Genomic DNA, 21,657 nt, shown 5'->3' with positions numbered 1-21,657 from the left:
GCATTCCTATATGATGACTAAAATACTATTCATGATAAAATTATAATATATTTACCGTTTTGTACCAACCTCATTTCAGACAATCGTTTGTATCTTAAATTTGTTACCAAATTTGATCAAAGCAGAGCACATTTAGTTTTTGATGTATCTTATGCATTTCAATATTTAAAAAATACATATGAGGCACGACCTGTGAATAGTATCAGTCCAACAGGAATAATTTAGAGTTAGCTTAGTTAAGCGCACAAATAAATTAGTAATGAAGGGAGCAAAACACTATGAAAAAAATTCAGCGTTGTTCGTGGGCACAGACAGATAATCAATTATTGAGGGACTATCATGATAAGGAATGGGGACGCCCCTGTCATGAAGATCAGAAATTGTTTGAACTGCTTTCATTGGAAATGATGCAGGCCGGCTTGAGTTGGCAGACGATTTTGAATAAACGGGCCGCTTTCAATCAAGCATTTGACCATTTCGATTTCCAGACGGTTCAGTACTTCGAACCAAAGTTGCCGGAATTAATGGCTAATCGGGCGATCGTTCGAAACCGGCGAAAGCTATTAGCCATTATCAACAATGCAAAAATTATTGCAAAACAGGTAGCTGCCGGTCAGTCGTTTAATGATTACGTTTGGCATTTCGTTGACAATACGCCAATTAAACATGTTTATACCACTCACGAGGAAGTCCCATCGACGACTCCCGTAGCTAAGGCAATGAGTCAGCAAATGAAAAAGGACGGATTTGCGTTTGCCGGCCCGGTCACAGTGTATTCGTTTATGCAAGCTGCCGGGTTGGTCAATGATCATGAAACCACCTGTTTTTTGTATAATGCGTTTTGAAAATGGCCGTCTGCCAAAGAAAAAACTCCGGGAAACTTAATTCTCGGAGTTTTTTATGCTTATTCCAACACTTCTTCCGGTTGAGTGACTTACGAAACTTAATAGCCCGGATAATCCTGGAATTGATAATGAACCACCTTTGAAACAGAGTGGTGAGGGAGTTTAGCATAGGCCGTTACCGGACGGTCAACGTTGAATGACTTTTTGGGATTAGTTTTTAAGAAACCAACGCCATGTTTAACTACCTGATCAAAAAGAATTAACTTGCCTTGACGCACAATTACGCGGCTTCCGGTAGTCGCTTTGACAAATGCTGTGTAGGGAAGTGGTATCAAGGCCATTTCAATCCCCTTCTTCTTCAGTGAGTTCATTTCTTTTACGATTTTTTGAGATCGATTGTAGATTTTTACGTCAAAATACTGCGTTAATTTAGGCGAACTAGTTTGACTTGAAGAATGTGAGGCCGCCGAGACGTTGCTTTGAAATGCGTAAACCAGTCCGATTATTAGCAGTAGCATACCCAAAATAAAGCTTAGCCATTTTTTAAAGCTCATTTAAATTACCCCCTAAACTAACCATACTATTCCAACGTTAATTGTCAATATAAGGTTATGGCGATTTAGTTAGCTGCATTTAAAATGATTGAGTAGGCAAAGTAATTAATGTTGTGCAATCTGAATGCTTTGTCTGCAATAGGGTATTGTCGACAATATTCCCTTTAATGGTCTGTATTCTAAAAATATAACTAAGTAAAAGCGTCAGTTTACATAAAGATAATTAGTTATCTTACGTAAATTGACGCTTTTAATTTTGTTTTTTCATAAATTGGTCTAGTTATACTTTTCCGACCAGTCTCGCATCGCATAGAGAACCGGTGCCAAATCCATTCCCTTTTTTGTTAAGACGTATTCGACAGTGGGTGGATTGGTTGGAAAGACATTCCTGTCCAGAATCCCTTGTTTTTCGAGCGTCTTGAGACGGGTAGCCAATGTCCTGGTACTAATGCCCTCTAGTTGGCGTTTGAGATCGCCATAGTGGTTATGGGATTGGGAAATTTCCCAAAGGATTAAGGATGTCCATTTACCGCTAATTACATTGACCACTGGTTGAATTGGACAGTCTTCCAACGTGTATTTTTCCAAAATTAATCGCACTTCTTTCTTTAATTGGTCTACTTTAACAAAATAAAGTAAGTTTAAATAGTAAAATAAAGTTTAAAAAAATTCCCTACTTTAATTAATAAAGTTAATGTCTTAATATTAGCACATCAACAAATTAATATTCATGGGGTGAGTTTTATGGAATATGAAATTGATAAATTATTGGGTGACTATCATCAAAGATACTTTGGGGAAGGATACAAAAAAGTTCAACATAAGATTTTACGTTTTCAACGATGTGCTAATGGATGGTGTGGAAAAGCAAAAATTTCCAAAGTCAAAAGTTGGTCTGTAAAGGAAAGGGGTATGCCTCTCGAACAACACTTAAGTAGTATTGACGCTTTAATAATTTCTGTTCTTTTTTCAAGTAAAGTTTTTAAAAAGTATCATCCTGAAATTGAATTAGCTAATGTGATTCTTGCAAGCTTTACTATGAAAATGGGTAATTCTCCGGTAACTAATTTAGACAATATTGACGTTAGTTTTCATAATATGGTAGAGGATGGAAATTATTACACAATTCAAGGGAACGTTGAAAACATGCGAATTGAACTAATGTTTTACTATCAGAAAGCTGTAATGTCTAACGGTAGTTTACGTCAAAGCTTAGATTCAAAATTATCAACCATCTTTTTTGAAAATCACTATCGAGATTTAAGTAACAACATTAATCATATCACTTTTAAAGATAAAAATCTTGTGAGTTGCCAAGCAGCAGTTTTAGCAACAAGTTTAAAGAGTTATATCGGCATTGAAAGTTCTTTTGCTCAGTATACTTCACTACTTTCGTGGTTGGTTATCTTTGCTCAAATTGCAGAAGTTGATGCGTATCATTTTGATGGTATTTCACGCAGAGAATCGGCTAATTTTTGGGCAAGAAAAATAACAGCAAGGTTAAATATTCATAAATTATATCGTGTTAATTCAGAAATTGGTTTAGAGCTGGAAATTAAAAAAGCCAATTTGCTAAATATGCATGGTGACAATTGGAGAACATTAAATGTAGCTGCGTCTGACGTTAATCATTTTGTAGAATTCAAAGCAAAAATGGCACATCAGTTATTGAGGGGGAAATAATAAGTATGCAAAAACAAAAGCGTATAGTGATTTCAGGTACCTATTCAACTGGAAAGACTACCACAACTACAGCTTTATCTTTAGCAACTGGCATATCGTTAGTTAATGCCTCTTCTGCTCGAGAAATTTTGACAAGTTTATATCCGGGACGGCGTTTCCAAGATATGGATATTTCAGAATTGATGGCACTGGGTCTTAGTAGATTTGAGCAGCGTGTTAAAGCAGAATCAATTCTTATGAATCATAATCAAAGTTTCATTTCCGATGGTTCAGTTCTAAATGAATGGGTGTATGGGACGGTTCGGTTAAAAATTGGCATCAATCCAGGAGCGCCTGTTTATCAACAGATAATTAAGGATATTTTAGGCCTTCCTTCTAGAAGTTTTTTGGCAAAATATATGAATGCGTATGGTCAAGTAGTAAATCAACGAGCAAAATCAACCTATACTCATGTTATCCACTTGCCAATTGAATTTCCAATGGACCCGGATGGACACAGGCCAGTTTCAGAACGCTATAGACGCTTGTCGGACATTGAAATAGCAAAAACTTTTAAAGGTTATCACATACCATTTTATACTGTTGGCGGTAGTCAAAGGGAAAGAGTTGCTAAAATCATTAACTTGCTACATTTACCGCAAGTCATGCCTGTAGCCCAAGCGGTGGAAATGGCTAATGAAGTAATCAGGAAGAGTAGAGATATGGTTTCACAAAAGATGATTGAACAATATCACAAACCATCTTTTAAAGAGAAAATTAAAATTCTGTCACACTTTTAGGAAAGAATGGGGATTGTAATTATGATTAGCATCAATCACATCAGCCGAATTTACGAAAATGGTGCATCGAAAACGTATGCATTAAGGGATATCAACTTTGAAATCGAACCAAATAAAGTCACGATTATTCTCGGACCAAGCGGATCTGGGAAAAGTACTACATTAAATATATTGGGTGGTATGGATCGGCCAACCAGCGGTGAGGTGTTTTATAATCAGCGGCTAATCTCGAATGACTCGGATAGCGCTTTAACAGCTTACCGTCGAAAAATTGTTGGGTTTGTTTTTCAATTCTATAACTTGGTTTCTAATTTAACAGTCAGAGAAAACATTGCGATAGCAGCTAAGCTTAATGGAAATCGACTTTTGCAAGTGGACGAATTGATTAAAAAAGTTGGCTTGGAACACCGACAAAATAACTTTCCCGATCAGCTGTCAGGTGGTGAAATGCAACGGGTGGCGATTGCTCGAGCTTTAGCCAAAGAACCGGCATTGCTGCTTTGTGACGAACCAACTGGCGCCTTGGATTCGCAGACATCTCAAAAGATTTTTCAACTTTTAAAAAGTGCGCGAAATAAAAAAACGGCTGTGGTGATCGTCACACATGATGCAGAGATTGCGCCAATTGGTGATCGGATTGTGCACATCAAGGATGGGAAAGTTAGCAAAATTATTAATAACCCGCATCCGTTAGAAGTCTCGGAGGTTAATTGGTCATGAAATTTCTGTTACGAAAACTAATCCGAACAGTTTTAAAAAACTGGCAGCAGTTTTTCTCGGTGCTTTTGATGGCATTTTTGAGTGTTTTGTTTTATACGGGCTTAGAGGGTACTTGGAATGGGATGCAGCAAAGTATTAATCAATATACGCGCGAATCAAATTTAGCCGATTCTTGGGTTCAAACTACTGGGATTACCAATCATGAATTTCAGCAAATTAAACGGTTACCTTCCGTAAAATCAGTTTCTAAAACCACTGAAATTTCGGTCAAAGCCAAAGTTGATCACCAAGTCAGATACGTTAACTTATCAACTGCGAATGCCAGTGGAATTTCCAAACCTAATTTAAACGGTAATAAAATTAATCAGTATGCCAACGGTGTCTATTTGAACAAGGAATTTGCCCAAAGCAATCATTTGAAAAAAGGAGATTTTTTAACTTTTCATTATCAAAATCGAAAAGTTAAGTTACGCGTGGTCAATGTGATGCAGTCTCCAGAAAAAATGTACTATACCGGTTCGGCAGATTTCCTTTCTCCACAAAGACGAAACTATGGTTACGGAATCATCAGTCAAAAAAGTTTAAATGAAAAGTTTAGGTACCTTGGGCCAGCGACTAACTTAGCCTTAAAAAATCATCAAACTAAAAACACTGAACGCCAAATTCGACGAATCTTGGGGTCTAAATTTATCACTCTAAGTACTCGTGAGTCGGATCCAGAAATTGCGACCGCAATTGATCGAGTAACTCAAATTCGAAATCTATCCATTCTGTTTTCGGCGATCTTTATTTTACTGTCTATTTTGGCCATGTACACAACTATTAAACGATTAATCGATTCTCAGCAATCAGACATTGCTGCCCTACGTGCGCTGGGATATTCAAATCGCACTTTGACTCTATATTATTCGCTATATGGGTTGGTCATTGGTGTTATCGGAACGGCATTTGGTTGGTTGATGGCGCCGATTCTTTCAAACTTTGTCTTAAAGTCACAAGAAAAAATGTTTTCGTTACCAAATTGGCAAATTTCTTATACCACCAATTCTTTGTTTGTGGCAGTGCTGGTAATTGCAATCTGTGGATTTTCGGCAATGATTGCCTCGAGAAGTCAGCAGCATCTTTCACCAGCCGAAGCTTTAAAGGGCAATTCGTCGCGCAAATCTAAAAAAATATTTTTGGAATCTTGGCAACGACTATGGCATAAGCTACCAATCGGCAATCGCTGGGCTTGGCGTGATAGCTTGGGAAATCCAGTGAGAATGTTGATGGGAATCGTTGGTGTGGTTGGTGGTCTGGCACTTATTATGACCGGCTTTGGCACTAAAGATTCGATGACTCATCAAGTGAATGAAAACTTTGGTCATGAATTCACCTATACACGACAACTCGATCTCAACTCACAGAATTCTGCTCGCACAAATCAGCGACTAATTCAGCAGACGCATGGTCAGGCACTCTCCACCTTATCAGCTGCCGTCTTACCACGTGGTCGATTTGATCGGCCATTGACAATCGTCTGTAAAGGAAAGTTTGTCCACTTAAAAACTCTTAGCCATCACAAAGTTCAAAATGGTGGTATCTATGTGACTCAGGGAATTGCTAAGACAGCTCACATTAAAGTGGGTGATCAGCTTCAGATTAAGCCGTCGTTAACAACTAAATCAGCGGATTTTAAAGTAAAGGGAATTTTAAAATCCAGTGCCGTTCAGGGATTGTACTTGACGCGACGAACATGGGAAAACCATCATTTTAAATTTGTGCCGAACAAGATTTTGATTGGTAAAACCGCCCAGCTTAAGTCACTTATGGCAGATTCAGCTGTCAGTAAAATTGTGTCGATGAAGGCACAACGGATAAATGCTCAAAGGATGGTTGAAAATCTAAATAGCATCTTTTTGTTAATCCAGGCGTTTGGAATTTTATTGGCGGTGATTATTCTCTATAATTTAGGCTCACTTAGTTTCACGGAACGGTCAAGAAATTACGCGACGTTTAGAATTTTGGGATTCCAAAGAAGTGAAATTAGATCGTTAACCACTAGTGAGAACGTGGCAATTACAATTCTGGGCTGGTGTCTTGGTGTCCCATTCGGCTTTTGGTTTTTAGCCAAGTACATTACCACTTTTTCGACCAATCAAATTGTCTATTATCCGATTTTGAGTATGCCCAATTTGTTGATTGCAACACTTATTACGGTTGTTTCATCATTATCTACCGTTTTGTTAGTCGGCAGAAGGCTGAAAGAACTGAATATGATTGCTGCGACAAAGGGCGTTGAGTGATCGATTAAAATTTGGTCATGATTGTTCGTAACATTAGAGTTTGAATTTTCTTTGATCCGAAAGACTTCTTTGAAAAACTATCTGGGGTATCGGCGCTTTTTCTCAAACAATAAACTAATGCCGATAGCTAACAAAGTAAACGGAAAAGCCATTTGATAACCTTTCTGGAAAGCGTTGGTCATGTTTTTTCTGGTAGTAGATTCAATCTGATTAATCATGGGTTTAAGCTGCCGATTTTGGTTGGCAACCCTTTGCTTGACCATTTTAGCGACCTTGGTGTGAATCAAGGCCTTTTTTGTTGGCGAAAGATGGGTCGCGTTCGGGATGCTGGTGAGGGCTCGTCGATAGGTTACACGAATCAATTGCTGAGTCTTAGCGGGTGTCATACCCTGCTGCTGATGGTCATTCGTTGGTTGATCGTGGTTCATGATGGCAACTCGGGAAGTACTTCTCAGTGTCATCTTAGTTTGGCGAGGTAACTGAGTCGTTTCGATTTGGGTGTTTGCTTGGATCACGGATCGGCGTCTGGCAGCTGTTAGGTTGGTGGTTAAACCTGAAACGAAGATGGCAACTGCTAATAGCGTGCCGATTTGACGAAAGACGCCCAAAACGCTTTGCGAAGCAGATAATAATTTTCCGGTGAAGTTTGCCGCACCTAGGACAACCAATGGGCCGGCAATAATACCAAAGCCGCCACCGATCAAAAGAAAGCTGATAACGACAGGTAAATAATGATTAAGGTTAGCGTTTGATAGGATCAAATAACCGATTATTATTTGGAGAAACCCACTGCTGACTAATAAACGTGGTCCAAGCTTGGCATTTAGGAAACCACCAATTGGTGAAAAAATGAAGATCATCACGGAAGCGGGCGTTATCATGAGAGCGGCGGTTAGTTCTGACTTATTCAGTAAATTGGTGAAGAAAGTCGGCATAATAACCAGAATTGCAACAAGGAAAATCTCGGTTACAATTGTCGTTAACGAAGCACCGGTAAATTGCCGATTCTTGAATAAGTCAAGCGGCACCATTGGATCCGAAGTGAGTCTTTCTACGATAATAAAACCAAGTAACGAAATCGCGGAAATAGTTAACAGATTGATTGTCACTAAGCTTGACCAACCCCAGTCATTGCCTTTAACCAATGCCAATGTTAAGGAGAACAACATGACCATTGAACTTAACATCCCTAGGGCATCAATTTTAGCATTGAACCGCTTTTCACCTTTAAGTGGCAATAATCGCCAGCAGAGAATCAAGGCAACCAGCGTTAGTGGCAGGTTAATCAGGAAAACGTAGCGCCAGCCCAGATATTGGGTAACAATGCCACCAATCGTTGGCCCAAATGCGGACGCAACCCCTTGTGTGACGCCGAGGGCAGCTAAGACACCGGTTCGATGCTTGATATCAGTGCTTGAAATGCCGATTGTCATACTTGCTGGAAAAATAATGGCGGCTCCTAAGCTTTGAATGACCCGACCGATGATTAAACCGACTGCCTGACTAGCCGATCCTGAAAGTAGTGATCCCAGAAAAAAGAGCAATAAGCCGGTTAAATAGACTTTATTGCGGCCAATCATGTCGGCGAGCCGGCCAAATGGAATGGTGAAGACTGCAAAGATAATGGTATAACTGTTTAATGCCCAAGACAGAGTTCCCAAATTGACATTTAAGCCGCGTTGAATCGCGGGTAAGGCAATATTCATAACTGTTGTGTCGAGCATACATAGGAAGATGCCAATCATCATTGAAAAAATGGTTAGTTTTTGTTTGAGTTGCATGATAAACGTCCTTTCGTTTTAAAATCGCTAAAGTAATTCGTTGATTATCAACTGTCCAAATCGATGATCAACTATCAATTACTTGCCTTGTAGATTATCATGCGGTATTTTAATTAAGAATCTTTTGTTGACAAAAGGAGGGAATTTGTAAACAATGTCGCCTAAAGAACTTAGAGATCAAAAACTAACGGCAATTTTCAAAGCGTTAATGAGCCTTTTAAACGAAATGCCGTTTGAAAAAATTTCAATTACTGAACTGACTGATCGTGCTGGCGTTTCCAGGGCTTATTACTATAAGCGATTTAAGACATTAGCGGAAATTATTTCACAATACGAAATGACGCGGATCATCACATATCTTCGTCAGCTACCGGATGGCTCGAAATTAACGTTGGAAACTCTGATGGTGCACTATTTTAAGCTGGCGCTGGCTGATCGAGATGACCAATTGACTTTAATCGCGGCTGGGAAAGAACAGATTTTAATTAAGACATTTCATACAGTGCTCGTCTACTTATTGAAAAATCAGCTGATTCCACAAACAAATTTAACCACCGATCCGGATTGGGGCGATTATTTTTCCGGGGCCGTCATCAATTTATCAATCAGTTGGCTTAAACGGGGTGCTGTGGAACCGCCGGCCTACATGGGAAAGAAGATTACGACCTTTGTGAATTAATAGGATTGCAATACTGGGGGATTTGAAAGATGACTTTCTACACGTATAACTATTTGCATTCATCCCAAGACATTTGGCAATATGCCCGAATAACGATTACCTGTGTCTTGGTCTTAATTTTTATCTTGTTTTTGGTGCACTACCTGCGTCATCGATTTGATATCAAGTATAAGGATCTGAGCATTATTTTTGGCACGTTACTGTTGTTAATCTTGGGGATGCAGTATAACGATTTCAGCAATATTCAAAATTCAATTAAGCAATCCGGCCAGATTACGACAGTTATGGAGAAAATTGCTAAACAGCTTAAGGTTTCAAAGTATTCGATTAGCGTGAATTCAACTACACCTGATGACGATGTTCTGGTGAAAACCCCTAAAGGAATTTTTAGAGTTGACTATAACGCTGATGGTTCTCAGTTCGTTTTGGAACAGATCGTTTTACACGATTCAAGCAGTATCAAGATTGAGGGGGCAAAATAATGTTTACATATTCGGACGTCATGTTAAAACTCATTGTCGGATTTATTTTTATTACGTTGCTGATTAATTTGACTGGTAAAGGAAATTTGGCACCAACTTCAGCGATTGATCAGCTGCAAAACTATGTATTAGGGGGCATTATCGGTGGTGTGATTTATAATCCGGCGATCACGATGGCCCAATTCATCGTGATTCTGTTGTTGTGGTCACTGCTAATTATGGTGACGCGCTATTTGAAAACCCATCTTCATTGGATTGGTAAATTCGTCGAGGGTGATCCGATTACCATTGTTCGTAACGGGAAATTGCTAGTTGAAAATTGTTTACGCGCTAATTTATCTGCCAAAGAAGTTGATTTTAAGTTAAGAACGGCTGGGGTTTATGATATGACTAAAGTTAAACGGGCGATTGTGGAACAAAACGGATCCGTAACGGTGCTGAAATTCGGGGCCGGAAGTATTCGCTATCCGGTAATTATTGATGGCCAAATCGATCCGGATGTTCTTGATGTGATGGGAAAGGATGAATCGTGGTTGATGGCAGAGTTAAAGCAGCAGGGTATTGAGAATGTCAAAGATGTCTACATGGCTACTTTTCGAAATAGTCAATTAGACACGGTTAAATATGATCAAAAGGATGATTAAAGACCACGAACTGTTACTTTTAACTTGTTGTTTCACATGAAACATAAAGAACAGCGCTTGATATTATTAGCAATGGGACGTTTTCGTTAATGAAACGGTCTGTTTTTTTAAGGGTGTCATTTCAAAATGTAACGGTGTAACGATCGGCGCACTCAGAACGACTTGGTTGATCGAATGAACCCGTTTTTAAAACCAACAATTGGTTATGCTTTGCTGCCAGAAAAAAGCCCACTAAACGGGAACGCATGACGGTTACCCAATCAAATGTCCGGAAACGGCGGGTCTGGATGAACGTTCCACAACCAGTTAATGCTTGGGTGACGACCAACTCTTTTGGCGATGGCGAATGGTTGAAATTTCAAGTGGGACAAATTCCTAAAAAAGGCATGAACTACGCAATTGTTTTGCACAAAGGTTCTTATGTTAAACGAGCCAGGTTGATTTCACGATCGGCAATTCCCAAATTAACCCGATCAATGATTGGCCAGCCAAACCAGTATATGTCGTATACCAAATCGTCATTGGGTGCTAAAGGGTCTTGGAACCCGTTTCAGTAGGATGATTAATGCACGAAAAGGTGAAGCCAATGATGTGTTACAACCAAATACGCAAGCGAGCTGTTGATGATGAGAGAAATGGCCAAGATAAGAATGGATTGCCACCAAAAACTATTGTGAGCAGCTCGACGTGGTCGCTGTAGCACGGCATAAATGGAAGTAATAAGCCCTAAAACGGGGATTAAGCCACAGATAGTGATCGCAATCATTAAGTAGTGTTCGATTTTATTGACTCTTTCCAATTCTCTTTGCTGAAGCAGTGTGAAGACGCGAATAAATTCTTCCCGATCGGCTTCAATCTGTAAATCAAAATGACGATTATTTTTAATGAGTATATCAAGTGGTACTTCGTAAAGTTGGCTTAAAAGCGTTAGATTATAAAGATCAGGACACACATGCCCATTTTCCCATTTAGAAATTGATTGACGAGTTACCTGTAATTCGTCGGCAACTTCTTGTTGTGAAAGGCCCTTTTTTAAACGGGCTTTTTTTAATTGATTTGGTAAATTATCCAAAAAAGCATCTCCTATATTTTTCATTTGGTTTGAAGTGATGGGGCTTGTACCGCCCCTTACACTTATATAAATACGTTATTTATGGTTGATTATTTTTGGAGTTTTAAAAATAAAGGCCGCATTTTAAGGTGAAATTCCTAAAATGCGGTCGTTTTGGATTGAAATTAAAAAGTAATGGCAAAACTTAAACTAGATTAAAATCTCAGTTAATCGCTCTTTGAGATTGGCGATGGTGTTGCAGACTATAGGTCGCTAAGCCGAGTAGTATGATGCTGCTGATTAAGACAACGACACCATTTGAAAAATCAATTTGGTAATTTTCCGTGTTGTGGGCCAGCCATTTTGTTAACACACTAACGCCGTTGAAGTAGCTGGTCGGTAAATATTGGGCCATCTTGGAAATTGGTTCAACAAAGGGCGTTAACAGGTTGGTACCGATTAATAGGATGATGCTGAAAAATAGGGTAGTCGAGGCTTTCTTCGTTAAAATTGAAAATAAGAATACCCAATTAACAGTAAAGAAAGCACTTAAAATATTTAAAATAATTGTTGGCAAAATAAGTTTATCCTGGGGAATATAGATCCTATAAGACAACCGGTCTGGGAATAGGGCAATTGGGAATTTGGCCAGCCCAGTTCCTGAGACAATGGAAGCAATTAAAAAACTTACGCCTAAGATTAGTAAAAGCAGCCCCAAAGCGATAAACCAGCCAGTGATGACATTGTAGGTCACGTTTTCGCTTGATGACACCGGCAATAACGAGGCTTTATCAAGTTGGTTTGCAAAGCGCTTTGTGTATAAATGGGAACAAACGAAGATTAGGATGAAAGTGATTAGCGTTGGTACAATCCACTGGGCTACATAGAGTAGAAAAGAAATCCCAGTTGTCGGACTTTCTTCAGATTGATCAGGTGTATTTAGATGAGCAAGTGCTTCGTAACGATTGATTTCTGATTTGAAGTTATCAATCATTTGAGAATCACTGCCATTGCTGGTGACTATAGTATTTCTAAGCAGTTGCTTGTATAAGTTGATTTGGATTTGATAAGCTCGCCGCCAATTTTTGTTATGAATCGCATTTAGGATATTTTGGTTAGTGGCGAGATCTCCTTTGACATCCGTGGAAGGACGCTGATGGTGGCTTGATGCCAGATGGAGCTGTTTTGTGTCCATCGCCACTTGGCTGTTGGCATCACCTTCGAGGGTGTCTTGAGCCTGGTTTCGAACGTTGAAAAACAAACACGTTAAAATGACCAGAAAGACAAAAGTGAGTGCCATCCAAGATAATTTTGCCTTGAAGGTTTGTTTGAATAGAAAGTTAGGCGTGCTCATTTGGTTTCCTCCTTCATCGTCAGATTGGCTAGGCGAAGAATGTGATCTGCAATTTGACCGGCATCGGATTTATAATGAGAGGACATAATCATACATCGATGATTTGTGATGGCCTCGTCTTTAAGTCGGTGATACAACAAATTTCGGCTTTCTTCATCTAACCCATTACTAATTTCATCCATCATCAAGTAGGTAGCATTGCTGCAAAAATACATCGCAATCAGCAAGCGTTGTTTCATGCCAAGCGAATATTTTTTAATGGGCAGGTTGATGTAGCTAGTCATTTTCCAAAACGAAATTTCGGCTGTTAAATCCTGCGTTGAACGCCACTGTCCCTTAACAAATTTAAGGTAGTCAATGCCAGATAAATCACCGTCAAACCAGTTGGATGTTTCGTAGAAGAAAACCCGTTGCTTAGCCTGTCTAAAAGGTTGATCATCAAATAAAATTGAGCCACTTGGCCGCTTGATTAGATCTGTCAGGGCACGGAAAAAGGTGGTCTTTCCCGAACCGTTGATGGCAGTAATTAAATAAATTTGACCGGGCTCGAACTGGTAATTAAAATCATTCAGGATTGGTACGCGGGTTTTTAGTGTTAGGTTGTTTATTTTCAGCATTTTTAGCATCCCTTTAGTCTTTTTTAAACAGAATTCTACATGATTCAAAAAATCATCTCATAAGCATCAATGCGTATTGATAAAATTGTTAACATATTATATCCTAGTAAACATCATGAATGCTTTGAAGTATGGATTCGGTTACATCAACTTTACATGTTGTCTCTGGCAAGGGTTTGATGAGTGTGACGTGAAAACTAGTATGTGATAAAATGAACGGTTTCCGGAAACTGCAAACTGGTTTGCAAAAAAAGATTTTTATAATGAGTTGGGGTCTTTAGATGTGACCGACATCAGCGTTAATGAGATAATTTTTTCCAAAAGGTCACCGTAAAGCAACATTGATAAAGCTGATTCAATGGATCAAAAGCCTGCTAATAATTTAGCAACAAGATAATTGACAAGTCAGTACCAATGTGCGATATTGGCAGCGATTATTAAGGAGATTTCGTAGCTAAGATCTGCCAAAGCTAAATATAAAACAAACAATAAATTAAAATTTGATAATAGAATATTAACTATGAACGTTTCATATTTAGCATTTAACAACTTATTTGCATGAATTACACAAAATTTATTCAATAAATCAAAGATTGTTAATTGACTTCTCATATATTTGTTATATTATTAACAATAACATTCACTTAGTTGAGTGTTCGTTACCACAAGTGTTGATTGTTAAAAGCAAGCACACTTTTAAACTTCTCGGAGGTGTCCCATCATGGAATTAAATGATATTAATCCAAATGTGTTAAACGTCAAGCCCTCTTCGATGCGGGAGTTTGACCATGAAATTAGTGCTGATCCGCAAATTGTCAAATTAACGTTGGGCGAACCCAACTTCGATGTGCCCGCGCATATTAAGCAAGCGGCTATCGATGCCATTGATAATAACTATTCGCACTACCCATATTTTTGGGGCTATGCGGAACTCCGAGAAGCCGCGGCGAAATATTATCAAGAAAAGTTCGGCTACCATTACACTGCCAATCAAATTGTTGTGACGGTTGGGGCAACCGAAGCAGTTGCCGATGCAGTGGCAACCCTGTTTAAACCAGGTGATGCGGTGATTTTACCTTCACCAGCCTATCCGCTGTACGATGCCTCAATTACGATGCACGGGTTAAAACAGGTTCGAATTGATACCAGTCAAACTGATTATATTTTGACGCCTGAAGCAATCCAACAAGCGATTGATGACAATCCAGGTCTCAATATCCGCGGGTTAATTCTGACCGATCCAAACAATCCAACCGGGGTGGCTTACACGAAAGACCAGCTTAAAGCACTGGTGCCGGTTCTAAAGGATAATCAAATCTGGGTCATCAGTGATGAAATTTATGGTGAATTAACTTATGGTCAAAAACACTACACGTTATCGACTTGGTTGCCTGATCAGACGGTGATTGTTAACGGCTTATCAAAGTCTCACGCCATGACGGGCTGGCGACTCGGTTACGTCTTTGGTCCAAAGGGCTTTATTGATGAAATTGCCAAAGTTCACCAATTCACGGTCACGACACCGACTTCAATCGTTCAGTATGCGGCTATTGAAGCGATGAAACATGGCCAAAATGATGCAGAAGTCATGCGTCAACAGTATGAAAAGCGTCGCGACTTTGTGGTTAAGAATTTACAGGAGGCCGGTTTTGACGTCGTTCATCCGGGTGGCGCGTTCTACGTCTATGCCAAGATTCCAAAAGCATTGCACATGGATAGTTGGACTTGTGCCCGAACTTTAGCCAAGGATTACCACATTGGGTTGTTCCCAGGAGCTTCATTTGGTGATGATGCTTCGATTCGGATCAGTTACGCGGCCAGCGATGCAGCTCTTCAAGCTGCTATGACTGCAATTAAGCAGCTGGTAGCTGATAAGAGTGTCGTTGGTGACAAATAATGATGATTAAATTCTAAGAATAATACGCAAAAGGCCCTCAGCTGGTTGGCTTGAGGGCCTTTTGTCATGGTATGATAGTGCTAAATAATTATTAGAAAGGTGGTGATAGGAGATGTCCTCTGAAGAACAGGGAATGCTGAATGGCCAATTGTACAATGTTTATAGCGAGGAACTAACCCCGAAATATCAGCGAAAAGATCACTTGCTGCATCAAATTAATTTTCCAAGCTCCGAGATAAATCCTCAAGCAAAGTTAAAGGAACTGATCGGCAAAATGGGAGATAATTGCTACGTCGAACCACCGTTTTTCTGTGATTTTGGCACGAACATTACTTTTGGTGACAATGTGTATTGTAATACCAACTGCATTTTTCTTGATTCGGGCAAGATTACAATCGGCAATCGGGTGTTGATTGGGCCGCGGGTTAATTTGTTTGCGGCTGGTCATCCCATTGATGCGACCGTCCGTAACCATTGGCTGGGGGTTGCCAAGCCAATTACGATCGGAAGTGACGTTTGGATTGGCGGCGGTGTGACGGTTAATCCAGGTGTAACGATTGGCAATAATGTGGTTATTGGCTCAGGAGCAGTTGTGACAACTGATATTCCTGATAATGTCGTCGCTGTTGGCAATCCTTGCCGGGTGTTACGAAAGATTACTGATCAAGATCAAGCCGAATGGCGAGTGAAAGAGCAAGCATACATTAAGGATCGTGGACCGTTGAAGCAACCCATTATCCGCTAAAAAACAGCTAACTTTTCAAGGTGAAAGGTTGGCTGTTTTTTAAACGTTAGTTTGATTTTTTAGTCATGGTGAATGATAAGCATAACGCAGCAATTGCGATGATCAGTGTGAAGATGAAGCCTAGATGAACACCGTTTGTAAAAGCAATTTGGCGGGTTGCAGCTGAGAATTGCTGACCGACACCGAGTAGTGCGGTGGCAATGGCTGTGGCGATGGCGCCGACAATTTGCTGGAAAGTGTTCATGATCGTACTGCCGTCACTTGAGGTCTGTTGGTCAAGGGCACTCAAACCAAAAGTTTGGGCAGGTGACATTGACAGCGGAATGCCAATCATGATCACGATATGGGCCAGAATGACGTACCAAATAGCGGAAGTTGAAGTGGCAAACAGGAATAAGCCAATTCCGATGATCGTGAGCATAAAACCAGTGACACTGAGCAGGCGTTTGCTAATTAAGTCGGCGTACCGACCAGCGATGGCCGAAACGATGGCGTTAACAATTCCGCCCGGTAACATGACGATTCCAGTTAAAGCAACTGGAATGGCCAGACCATTTTGCCAGAACATTGGCAAGAGGTACATCGATGATAAAATAATTCCGAAGTCCATCATCACTAGAATGGCACCGGTCCGATACTGGCGATTGGCAAAAATCCGGAAATTTAAAATGGGTTCCGAAGCCGATAATTGACGCTTAATGTACCATGCCAGTAGCAGGATTGAAACGATCAGCGTACTAAGGACAACAGCGGAGGTCCATCCCTGATCACTAGCTAGGCTGACACCAGTTACTAAGCCACCAAATCCAAGTGTTGACAGCAGAATCGAAAAGAAATCGATTTTGGGCTTGGTAATGTTGCCAACGTTTGGTAGGTATTTAACAGCTAAAATTAAAGCAATTACTAAAAAGGGGATAAACATCCAGAAAATCCACTGCCATGATAGGGCACCAAGGATGATTCCGGATAGCGTTGGGCCAACTGCCGGTGCAAACATGATCACCAAACCGATCAAGCCCATGGCAGCACCTAATTTGTAAGGTGGAAAGATTAAAGTTGCCACCGTAAACATCAGCGGTAGAATCAAGCCGGTACCGATGCCTTGAATCATTCGACCTAAAAGTAAAACGGGAAAGTTGCTGGCTAAAGCAGAGATCATGGCGCCAATAATAAACGCAATAATGGCAAAAATGATGATCTGACGGGTTGAGAAAAGCCGCGATAGCAAACTTGAAAGCGGCAGGACAATCCCAATTACCAGCATATAACCGGTCACCAACCATTGAATCGTACCGATGTTCACATGTAAGGCGGTCATTAAGCTGGGTAGTGCAATATTTAATGAGGTTTCACTCAACATGCCGACAAAGCCGCCGATTAACATGCCAAGCATGGCAATAAAGGGATGGGCAACCGGCTTGGCGGCAACTCGTTCTCGGTTTTTAGCCTGAGAAGCATGAGTTTCTAAACTTTTTTCCATAATTAATAGACTCCTAATTCTAATTCTCAAAATAAACGGGTGATCATTCTCTCCAGAACATTCGATTATCTTAGCATAAATAAAATTTTTTCGTAAGTTTTATTTTTAAGAGATTCTTTTTTGGCCTAATTTTTTTGATTGTGTTAAGGTAATTAATTTGGAATTTTCTCATAATTAATAACCGGATAAACTTATCAGACTGGTGGCTATATAAAGATGTAATAAAAATAATTATAATTATTTCATAAAATGTGAGGATTTATCATTAATTTTCTGGTAGAATATAACGTAACGATGTAAATTTAAACAGCATTCGATAGTTATTTGAATTTATATCAAAAATATTTTGATGGAAAGCGGGTCGTGCTTGTGAGTAATGCAAAGTCATATATTGAATCGGTAAAGGATACGATTCAGCGTCGGGATCCTAATCAAACGGCTTTTCAAGAAGCTGCTTTTACGGTTTTAGATACGCTGGAACCGGTTTTGGATCAACATCCGGAATACATTAAAGCCAACTTATTGGAGCGATTGGTTGAACCGGAACGGGCCATTCAATTCCGGGTGCCATGGCAGTCCGATGACGGTCAGTTCCATGTTAACCGGGGATTTCGAGTGCAATTTAATTCAGCGATCGGCCCTTACAAAGGCGGCTTAAGATTACATCCCAGTGTTAATTTGGATGTCGTCAAATTTCTGGGCTTTGAGCAAATCCTGAAAAATAGTTTAACCGGCTTACCAATTGGTGGTGCTAAGGGTGGCAGTGATTTTAATCCCAAAGGTAAATCCGATTCAGAAGTAATGCGGTTTTGCCAAAGCTTCATGACGGAATTACAGCGCCATATTGGTCCTGACTTGGATATTCCGGCTGGTGACATTGGTGTTGGGGGTCGTGAAATTGGCTTCTTATTTGGTGCTTATAAGCGGTTAAATGGCTATCAAAATGGCGTTCTGACCGGGAAAGGCCTGACCTTTGGCGGCAGCTTGGCCAGAACGGAAGCCACCGGGTTTGGACTTTTGTATTACACACATGCGATGCTAAAGGCGTTGGGCGATACGCTAACCAATAAGAAAATTAAAATTTCCGGTGCAGGTAACGTTGCCACTTATGCCATTCAAAAAGCGACTGAGTATGGTGCAACCGTCATTACCTGTTCGGACTCCGATGGCTATGTCTATGATCCAAACGGCATTGATTATAAAGTCGTTAAACAGATCAAAGAAGTTGAACGAGGTCGAATTAAAGAGTACGCGCAACGGGTAGAAACGGCTGAATATCATGAAGGCTCAGTTTGGGACTTTGATACCAACTATGATATTGCCTTACCGTGTGCAACTCAAAATGAAATTAGTAAAGATCAAGCTAAATTAATTGCCAAGGATCGGGTTAAATATGTCTGCGAAGGAGCCAATATGCCAAGCGTGCCGGATGCGATTGCTACTTACCGTGAGAATAATATTTATTATGGTCCGGCAAAGGCAGCCAATGCCGGCGGGGTTGCAGTTTCCGCTTTGGAAATGAGCCAAAACAGTGAACGCTTATCTTGGAGCTTTGAAACGGTTGATAACCGGCTTCACGATATCATGGATAATATCTTTGAAATGTCTGAAGCAGCTGACAAGAAGTATGGCTTGAATCAAAATTATCAGGCTGGGGCGAACATTGCCGGCTTTGAAAAAGTTGCTGAAGCGATGATGGCTCAGGGACTGGTTTAATAATTAATTTTAAATAGAAAAGTTAAAACGTCGAGGACTTGTTAGGTTCCTCGGCGTTTTTGTGTATATTGAGATTCATTTAATTGTTATGTATTGAGCAATACAAGTTGGTGGGGTTACAATGATATATTGATCATAGACAAGACTTATAATCGCGGGCTTTAGGGGGGACATATTAATTCATTCGGTTTTTTGGTGATCTTGCTTGATCAGAAGCCAAAAGATCACTAACACGGCAAATACTAAGCCAATCCCAGAATAATATCCAGAGTTATCATGAGTTCTAAACGCAATAATAAAGCTGGCAAAGACAATTAAGTAGCCAATATAATTTTCAGCTTTTGTCTTATTGTGACTGTAGCTTCTGAAATATTGAATAAGACTATAGATAGCTCCTAAGATTGCAAGTAAAAAAGGTAAATAATTGATTGATAGGGAAATCAGATGCATAGGTAGCCTCCAAATAAAATAAAATCTAATTATCAGACAGAAGATAAACGTGTAACCTAGTTTATTTTTAAAATTAGTATAATATAATTGTTCTTTGACTCTTAGCTTAAGGTAAGATAGTGTTTGTTGTATTTTTAAGTATTATTATGCATTGTTTTGAATTAAGATCCCCAAATTTTGTGTTGCAAATAATGAAAAAACAGCTATGATTAAATCAAATTTACAAAATTATCCGGAACTTGGCATGCATATCATAACACTAAAGTGGGTGGATAAAGGTGAGCTATGGAATAGGTGCATTTTCGAAATTGGTAAATATGTCGATTGATACGCTTAGGTACTACGAAAAAGAAGATTTAATTGTGCCGGCACGTGATAAAAACAATCGACGATCATATACTGAACACGATGTGAAATGGATTAATTTTATCAAGCGCTTAAAGAAGACCGGGATGCCAATAAAAAACATTAAATCTTACGCAAAGCTTCGTTATCAAGGGGATACGACGATTGATGAGCGCCTTAAATTACTACATGATCAGCGACGTCGGTTGGTAGATAAACAAGTGGAACTGCAAGAACATATTGATTTTCTAGACAAAAAGATTGAAACGTACCACCAGATAAAACGCGAGTATCAGGCGATTAAACACGCTGAATCATGATGATAATTTAAACTAGAATAGCAGTTGAGCTAAAAAAAGTTCAACTGTTTTTATTTTTTCTTGACATGGAGTTAACTCCAGCAACTAAGCTTACAGTAATCAAATTGAAAGAAGGAATATATTATGACAAGAATTGAAAATGGCCAACAAACCTTAGCTAAGGTGGATGGAGAAGCAGCTGCTAATGTGATGGACTCACTAAAAGATGTTGCACCAGATGTTGGCAAATACATTCTAGAGTTTGCATTTAGTGATATTTATAATCGGTCGGGGTTGGATTTGCGACAACGTGAAATGATTACAATTACAACCCTTTTAACGCAGGGAGATACTGCTGATCAGTTGAAAGTACATCTTAACGGTTCGCTAAACGTTGGATTAACAAGAGAAGAAATCATTGAAACTTTTATTCACTGCATTCCATATGTCGGATTTCCAAAGGTTTTGAATGCAATTTCTGTGGCAAAAGAGGTTTTCAGTGAATATGACGAACAAATCAAAAACAAGTCGCGATCTAATTGATGCAGCGGCCCACTTAATCAGTAAGTCATCTCATATAGTGGCGTTTACAGGTGCTGGTATATCAACTGAATCAAGGATCCCGGATCTTTTGGGGATTTCTAGAATTCTAGGCGCGGATAGACACTTTGATGGAGATGTCTTTGGAATGTTAGATAGCAGGTTTGCAGAAAGTAGGCCAGAAGAATTTTATCGGTTATATCGAAAAACATTTTTCCAACCGAAAGCTAAGCCTAACTTCGCCCATAAATTTCTAGCTTGGTTGGAATCTCAAGGGAAACTTGCTGGTATTGTAACAATGAACATTGATTACTTGCATCAGTTAGCTGGCAGTAAAACGGTTTTTGAATATTGGGGTGATATGAGAAAAAATCACTGTAGTTATTGTCACCGGCCTTACGACTGGGATATTATTAAGGAACAGTCAGTTCCATTGTGTCCAGTATGTGGTCACGTGATTATTCCAGACTTTGTAATGCGAAATTTGGCAACTTACCAAGATGAAATCAGTGGTGGTCGAGCTTTGTTGGCACAAGCTGATTTGTTGTTAATTATTGGCACGCGGCGTAGTTCGAATAGCTTTACGTCGGGCATTCCTAAAATTGTCATTAATGATGAAATCTCTGATCAGATTCAAAATCAAACTCTAAAAATTCACGGAAAATCAACTGTCATTTTCAAAGAATTAAACTGTATAATCAAAAAATGATT

Annotated in this window: 23 protein-coding genes; 15 read left to right on the top strand and 8 right to left on the bottom strand. The window is 39.6% G+C overall.

Annotated elements, in window-relative coordinates; genetic code table 11:
* Window positions 1-278: 278 nt before the first annotated feature.
* Window positions 279-845, top strand: coding sequence for a DNA-3-methyladenine glycosylase I (locus ED605_RS05845; RefSeq protein WP_121977968.1), 567 nt, complete (start codon window positions 279-281; stop codon window positions 843-845).
* Window positions 846-943: 98 nt separating this feature from the next.
* Here the strand turns inward: ED605_RS05845 and ED605_RS05840 are convergent, their stop codons facing one another.
* On the bottom strand, window positions 944-1,399 hold the full coding sequence (locus ED605_RS05840; RefSeq protein WP_121977967.1) for a hypothetical protein: 456 nt from the start codon (window positions 1,397-1,399) through the stop codon (window positions 944-946).
* A 276-nt stretch (window positions 1,400-1,675) separates the two neighbouring features.
* Entirely contained in the window at window positions 1,676-1,987 is a 312-nt protein-coding gene (locus ED605_RS05835; protein WP_121977966.1) for a winged helix-turn-helix transcriptional regulator, read from the bottom strand.
* Window positions 1,988-2,143: 156 nt separating this feature from the next.
* Between ED605_RS05835 and ED605_RS05830 the strand changes: the two genes are divergently transcribed.
* The 4 genes from ED605_RS05830 to ED605_RS05815 are packed head-to-tail and all read left to right on the top strand — an operon-like array spanning window position 2,144 to window position 6,866.
* Window positions 2,144-3,082 carry an AvrD family protein gene (locus ED605_RS05830; RefSeq protein ID WP_121977965.1) on the top strand — a complete coding sequence of 313 codons (939 nt, stop codon included), beginning with the start codon at window positions 2,144-2,146 and terminating at the stop codon, window positions 3,080-3,082.
* 5 nt (window positions 3,083-3,087) lie between these two features.
* Window positions 3,088-3,861, top strand: a complete 774-nt coding sequence (locus ED605_RS05825) for an AAA family ATPase (protein WP_121977964.1) — start codon at window positions 3,088-3,090, stop codon at window positions 3,859-3,861.
* A gap of 21 nt (window positions 3,862-3,882) precedes the next feature.
* A complete protein-coding gene (locus ED605_RS05820) occupies window positions 3,883-4,581 on the top strand; it encodes an ABC transporter ATP-binding protein (protein WP_121977963.1) in 699 nt (232 codons plus the stop codon).
* Window positions 4,578-6,866: an ABC transporter permease gene (locus tag ED605_RS05815; RefSeq protein WP_121977962.1), complete on the top strand. Its 2,289-nt coding sequence runs from the start codon at window positions 4,578-4,580 to the stop codon at window positions 6,864-6,866. The genes ED605_RS05820 and ED605_RS05815 overlap by 4 nt, the downstream gene beginning before the upstream one ends.
* Window positions 6,867-6,943: 77 nt before the next feature.
* On the opposite strand, the gene ED605_RS05810 is transcribed toward ED605_RS05815, so the two are convergent.
* Complete coding sequence (locus ED605_RS05810) at window positions 6,944-8,647, bottom strand: MFS transporter (protein WP_121977961.1); 1,704 nt, start codon at window positions 8,645-8,647, stop codon at window positions 6,944-6,946.
* A 154-nt stretch (window positions 8,648-8,801) separates the two neighbouring features.
* On the opposite strand from ED605_RS05810, the gene ED605_RS05805 reads away from it, so the two are divergent.
* The 4 genes from ED605_RS05805 to ED605_RS05790 all read left to right on the top strand — a co-directional run bounded on the left by ED605_RS05805 (window position 8,802) and on the right by ED605_RS05790 (window position 11,009).
* Window positions 8,802-9,326, top strand: coding sequence for a TetR/AcrR family transcriptional regulator (locus ED605_RS05805; protein WP_121977960.1), 525 nt, complete (start codon window positions 8,802-8,804; stop codon window positions 9,324-9,326).
* Window positions 9,327-9,355: 29 nt separating this feature from the next.
* Window positions 9,356-9,808: a DUF3290 domain-containing protein gene (locus tag ED605_RS05800; RefSeq protein ID WP_121977959.1), complete on the top strand. Its 453-nt coding sequence runs from the start codon at window positions 9,356-9,358 to the stop codon at window positions 9,806-9,808.
* Complete coding sequence (locus tag ED605_RS05795) at window positions 9,808-10,452, top strand: DUF421 domain-containing protein (RefSeq protein ID WP_121977958.1); 645 nt, start codon at window positions 9,808-9,810, stop codon at window positions 10,450-10,452. The genes ED605_RS05800 and ED605_RS05795 overlap by 1 nt, the downstream gene beginning before the upstream one ends.
* 245 nt (window positions 10,453-10,697) lie before the next feature.
* The gene (locus tag ED605_RS05790; protein ID WP_121977957.1) at window positions 10,698-11,009 is read left to right on the top strand and encodes a hypothetical protein; all 312 of its coding nucleotides are present in this window, start codon (window positions 10,698-10,700) and stop codon (window positions 11,007-11,009) included.
* Window positions 11,010-11,014: 5 nt separating this feature from the next.
* On the opposite strand, the gene ED605_RS05785 is transcribed toward ED605_RS05790, so the two are convergent.
* The 3 genes from ED605_RS05785 to ED605_RS05775 all read right to left on the bottom strand — a co-directional run bounded on the left by ED605_RS05785 (window position 11,015) and on the right by ED605_RS05775 (window position 13,474).
* On the bottom strand, window positions 11,015-11,524 hold the full coding sequence (locus ED605_RS05785) for a helix-turn-helix transcriptional regulator (protein ID WP_121977956.1): 510 nt from the start codon (window positions 11,522-11,524) through the stop codon (window positions 11,015-11,017).
* Between the two features lie 202 nt (window positions 11,525-11,726).
* Window positions 11,727-12,857, bottom strand: a complete 1,131-nt coding sequence (locus ED605_RS05780; protein WP_121977955.1) for a hypothetical protein — start codon at window positions 12,855-12,857, stop codon at window positions 11,727-11,729.
* A complete protein-coding gene (locus ED605_RS05775; RefSeq protein ID WP_121977954.1) occupies window positions 12,854-13,474 on the bottom strand; it encodes an ATP-binding cassette domain-containing protein in 621 nt (206 codons plus the stop codon). The genes ED605_RS05780 and ED605_RS05775 overlap by 4 nt, the downstream gene beginning before the upstream one ends.
* 721 nt (window positions 13,475-14,195) lie before the next feature.
* On the opposite strand from ED605_RS05775, the gene ED605_RS05770 reads away from it, so the two are divergent.
* Window positions 14,196-15,371, top strand: a complete 1,176-nt coding sequence (locus ED605_RS05770; protein ID WP_121977953.1) for an aminotransferase class I/II-fold pyridoxal phosphate-dependent enzyme — start codon at window positions 14,196-14,198, stop codon at window positions 15,369-15,371.
* A 112-nt stretch (window positions 15,372-15,483) separates the two neighbouring features.
* Window positions 15,484-16,116, top strand: coding sequence for a sugar O-acetyltransferase (locus ED605_RS05765; RefSeq protein ID WP_121977952.1), 633 nt, complete (start codon window positions 15,484-15,486; stop codon window positions 16,114-16,116).
* Between the two features lie 46 nt (window positions 16,117-16,162).
* On the opposite strand, the gene ED605_RS05760 is transcribed toward ED605_RS05765, so the two are convergent.
* Window positions 16,163-17,596 carry a DHA2 family efflux MFS transporter permease subunit gene (locus ED605_RS05760; RefSeq protein ID WP_121977951.1) on the bottom strand — a complete coding sequence of 478 codons (1,434 nt, stop codon included), beginning with the start codon at window positions 17,594-17,596 and terminating at the stop codon, window positions 16,163-16,165.
* Window positions 17,597-17,965: 369 nt separating this feature from the next.
* Here ED605_RS05760 and gdhA point away from each other — a divergent pair, with 369 nt between their 5' ends.
* Window positions 17,966-19,312: an NADP-specific glutamate dehydrogenase gene (gene gdhA, locus ED605_RS05755; RefSeq protein ID WP_121978311.1), complete on the top strand. Its 1,347-nt coding sequence runs from the start codon at window positions 17,966-17,968 to the stop codon at window positions 19,310-19,312.
* A 180-nt stretch (window positions 19,313-19,492) separates the two neighbouring features.
* Here gdhA and ED605_RS05750 read toward each other — a convergent pair whose 3' ends face one another.
* Window positions 19,493-19,762: a hypothetical protein gene (locus ED605_RS05750; RefSeq protein ID WP_121977950.1), complete on the bottom strand. Its 270-nt coding sequence runs from the start codon at window positions 19,760-19,762 to the stop codon at window positions 19,493-19,495.
* 278 nt (window positions 19,763-20,040) lie between these two features.
* Here ED605_RS05750 and ED605_RS05745 point away from each other — a divergent pair, with 278 nt between their 5' ends.
* From ED605_RS05745 to ED605_RS05735, 3 genes are all read left to right on the top strand, one after another.
* On the top strand, window positions 20,041-20,427 hold the full coding sequence (locus ED605_RS05745) for a MerR family transcriptional regulator (RefSeq protein ID WP_121977949.1): 387 nt from the start codon (window positions 20,041-20,043) through the stop codon (window positions 20,425-20,427).
* A gap of 123 nt (window positions 20,428-20,550) precedes the next feature.
* On the top strand, window positions 20,551-20,949 hold the full coding sequence (locus ED605_RS05740) for a carboxymuconolactone decarboxylase family protein (protein WP_121977948.1): 399 nt from the start codon (window positions 20,551-20,553) through the stop codon (window positions 20,947-20,949).
* On the top strand, window positions 20,912-21,655 hold the full coding sequence (locus tag ED605_RS05735) for an SIR2 family NAD-dependent protein deacylase (RefSeq protein WP_121977947.1): 744 nt from the start codon (window positions 20,912-20,914) through the stop codon (window positions 21,653-21,655). Before ED605_RS05740 ends, ED605_RS05735 begins: the two co-directional genes overlap by 38 nt.
* Window positions 21,656-21,657: the final 2 nt, after the last annotated feature.

Origin of the sequence: Lentilactobacillus raoultii (assembly GCF_900411375.1) — a bacterium.
Classification (GTDB): Bacteria; Bacillota; Bacilli; order Lactobacillales; family Lactobacillaceae; genus Lentilactobacillus; species Lentilactobacillus raoultii.
Note: the sequence above shows the minus strand (reverse complement) of the source record. Positions and strands in the feature narration are given on the sequence as shown.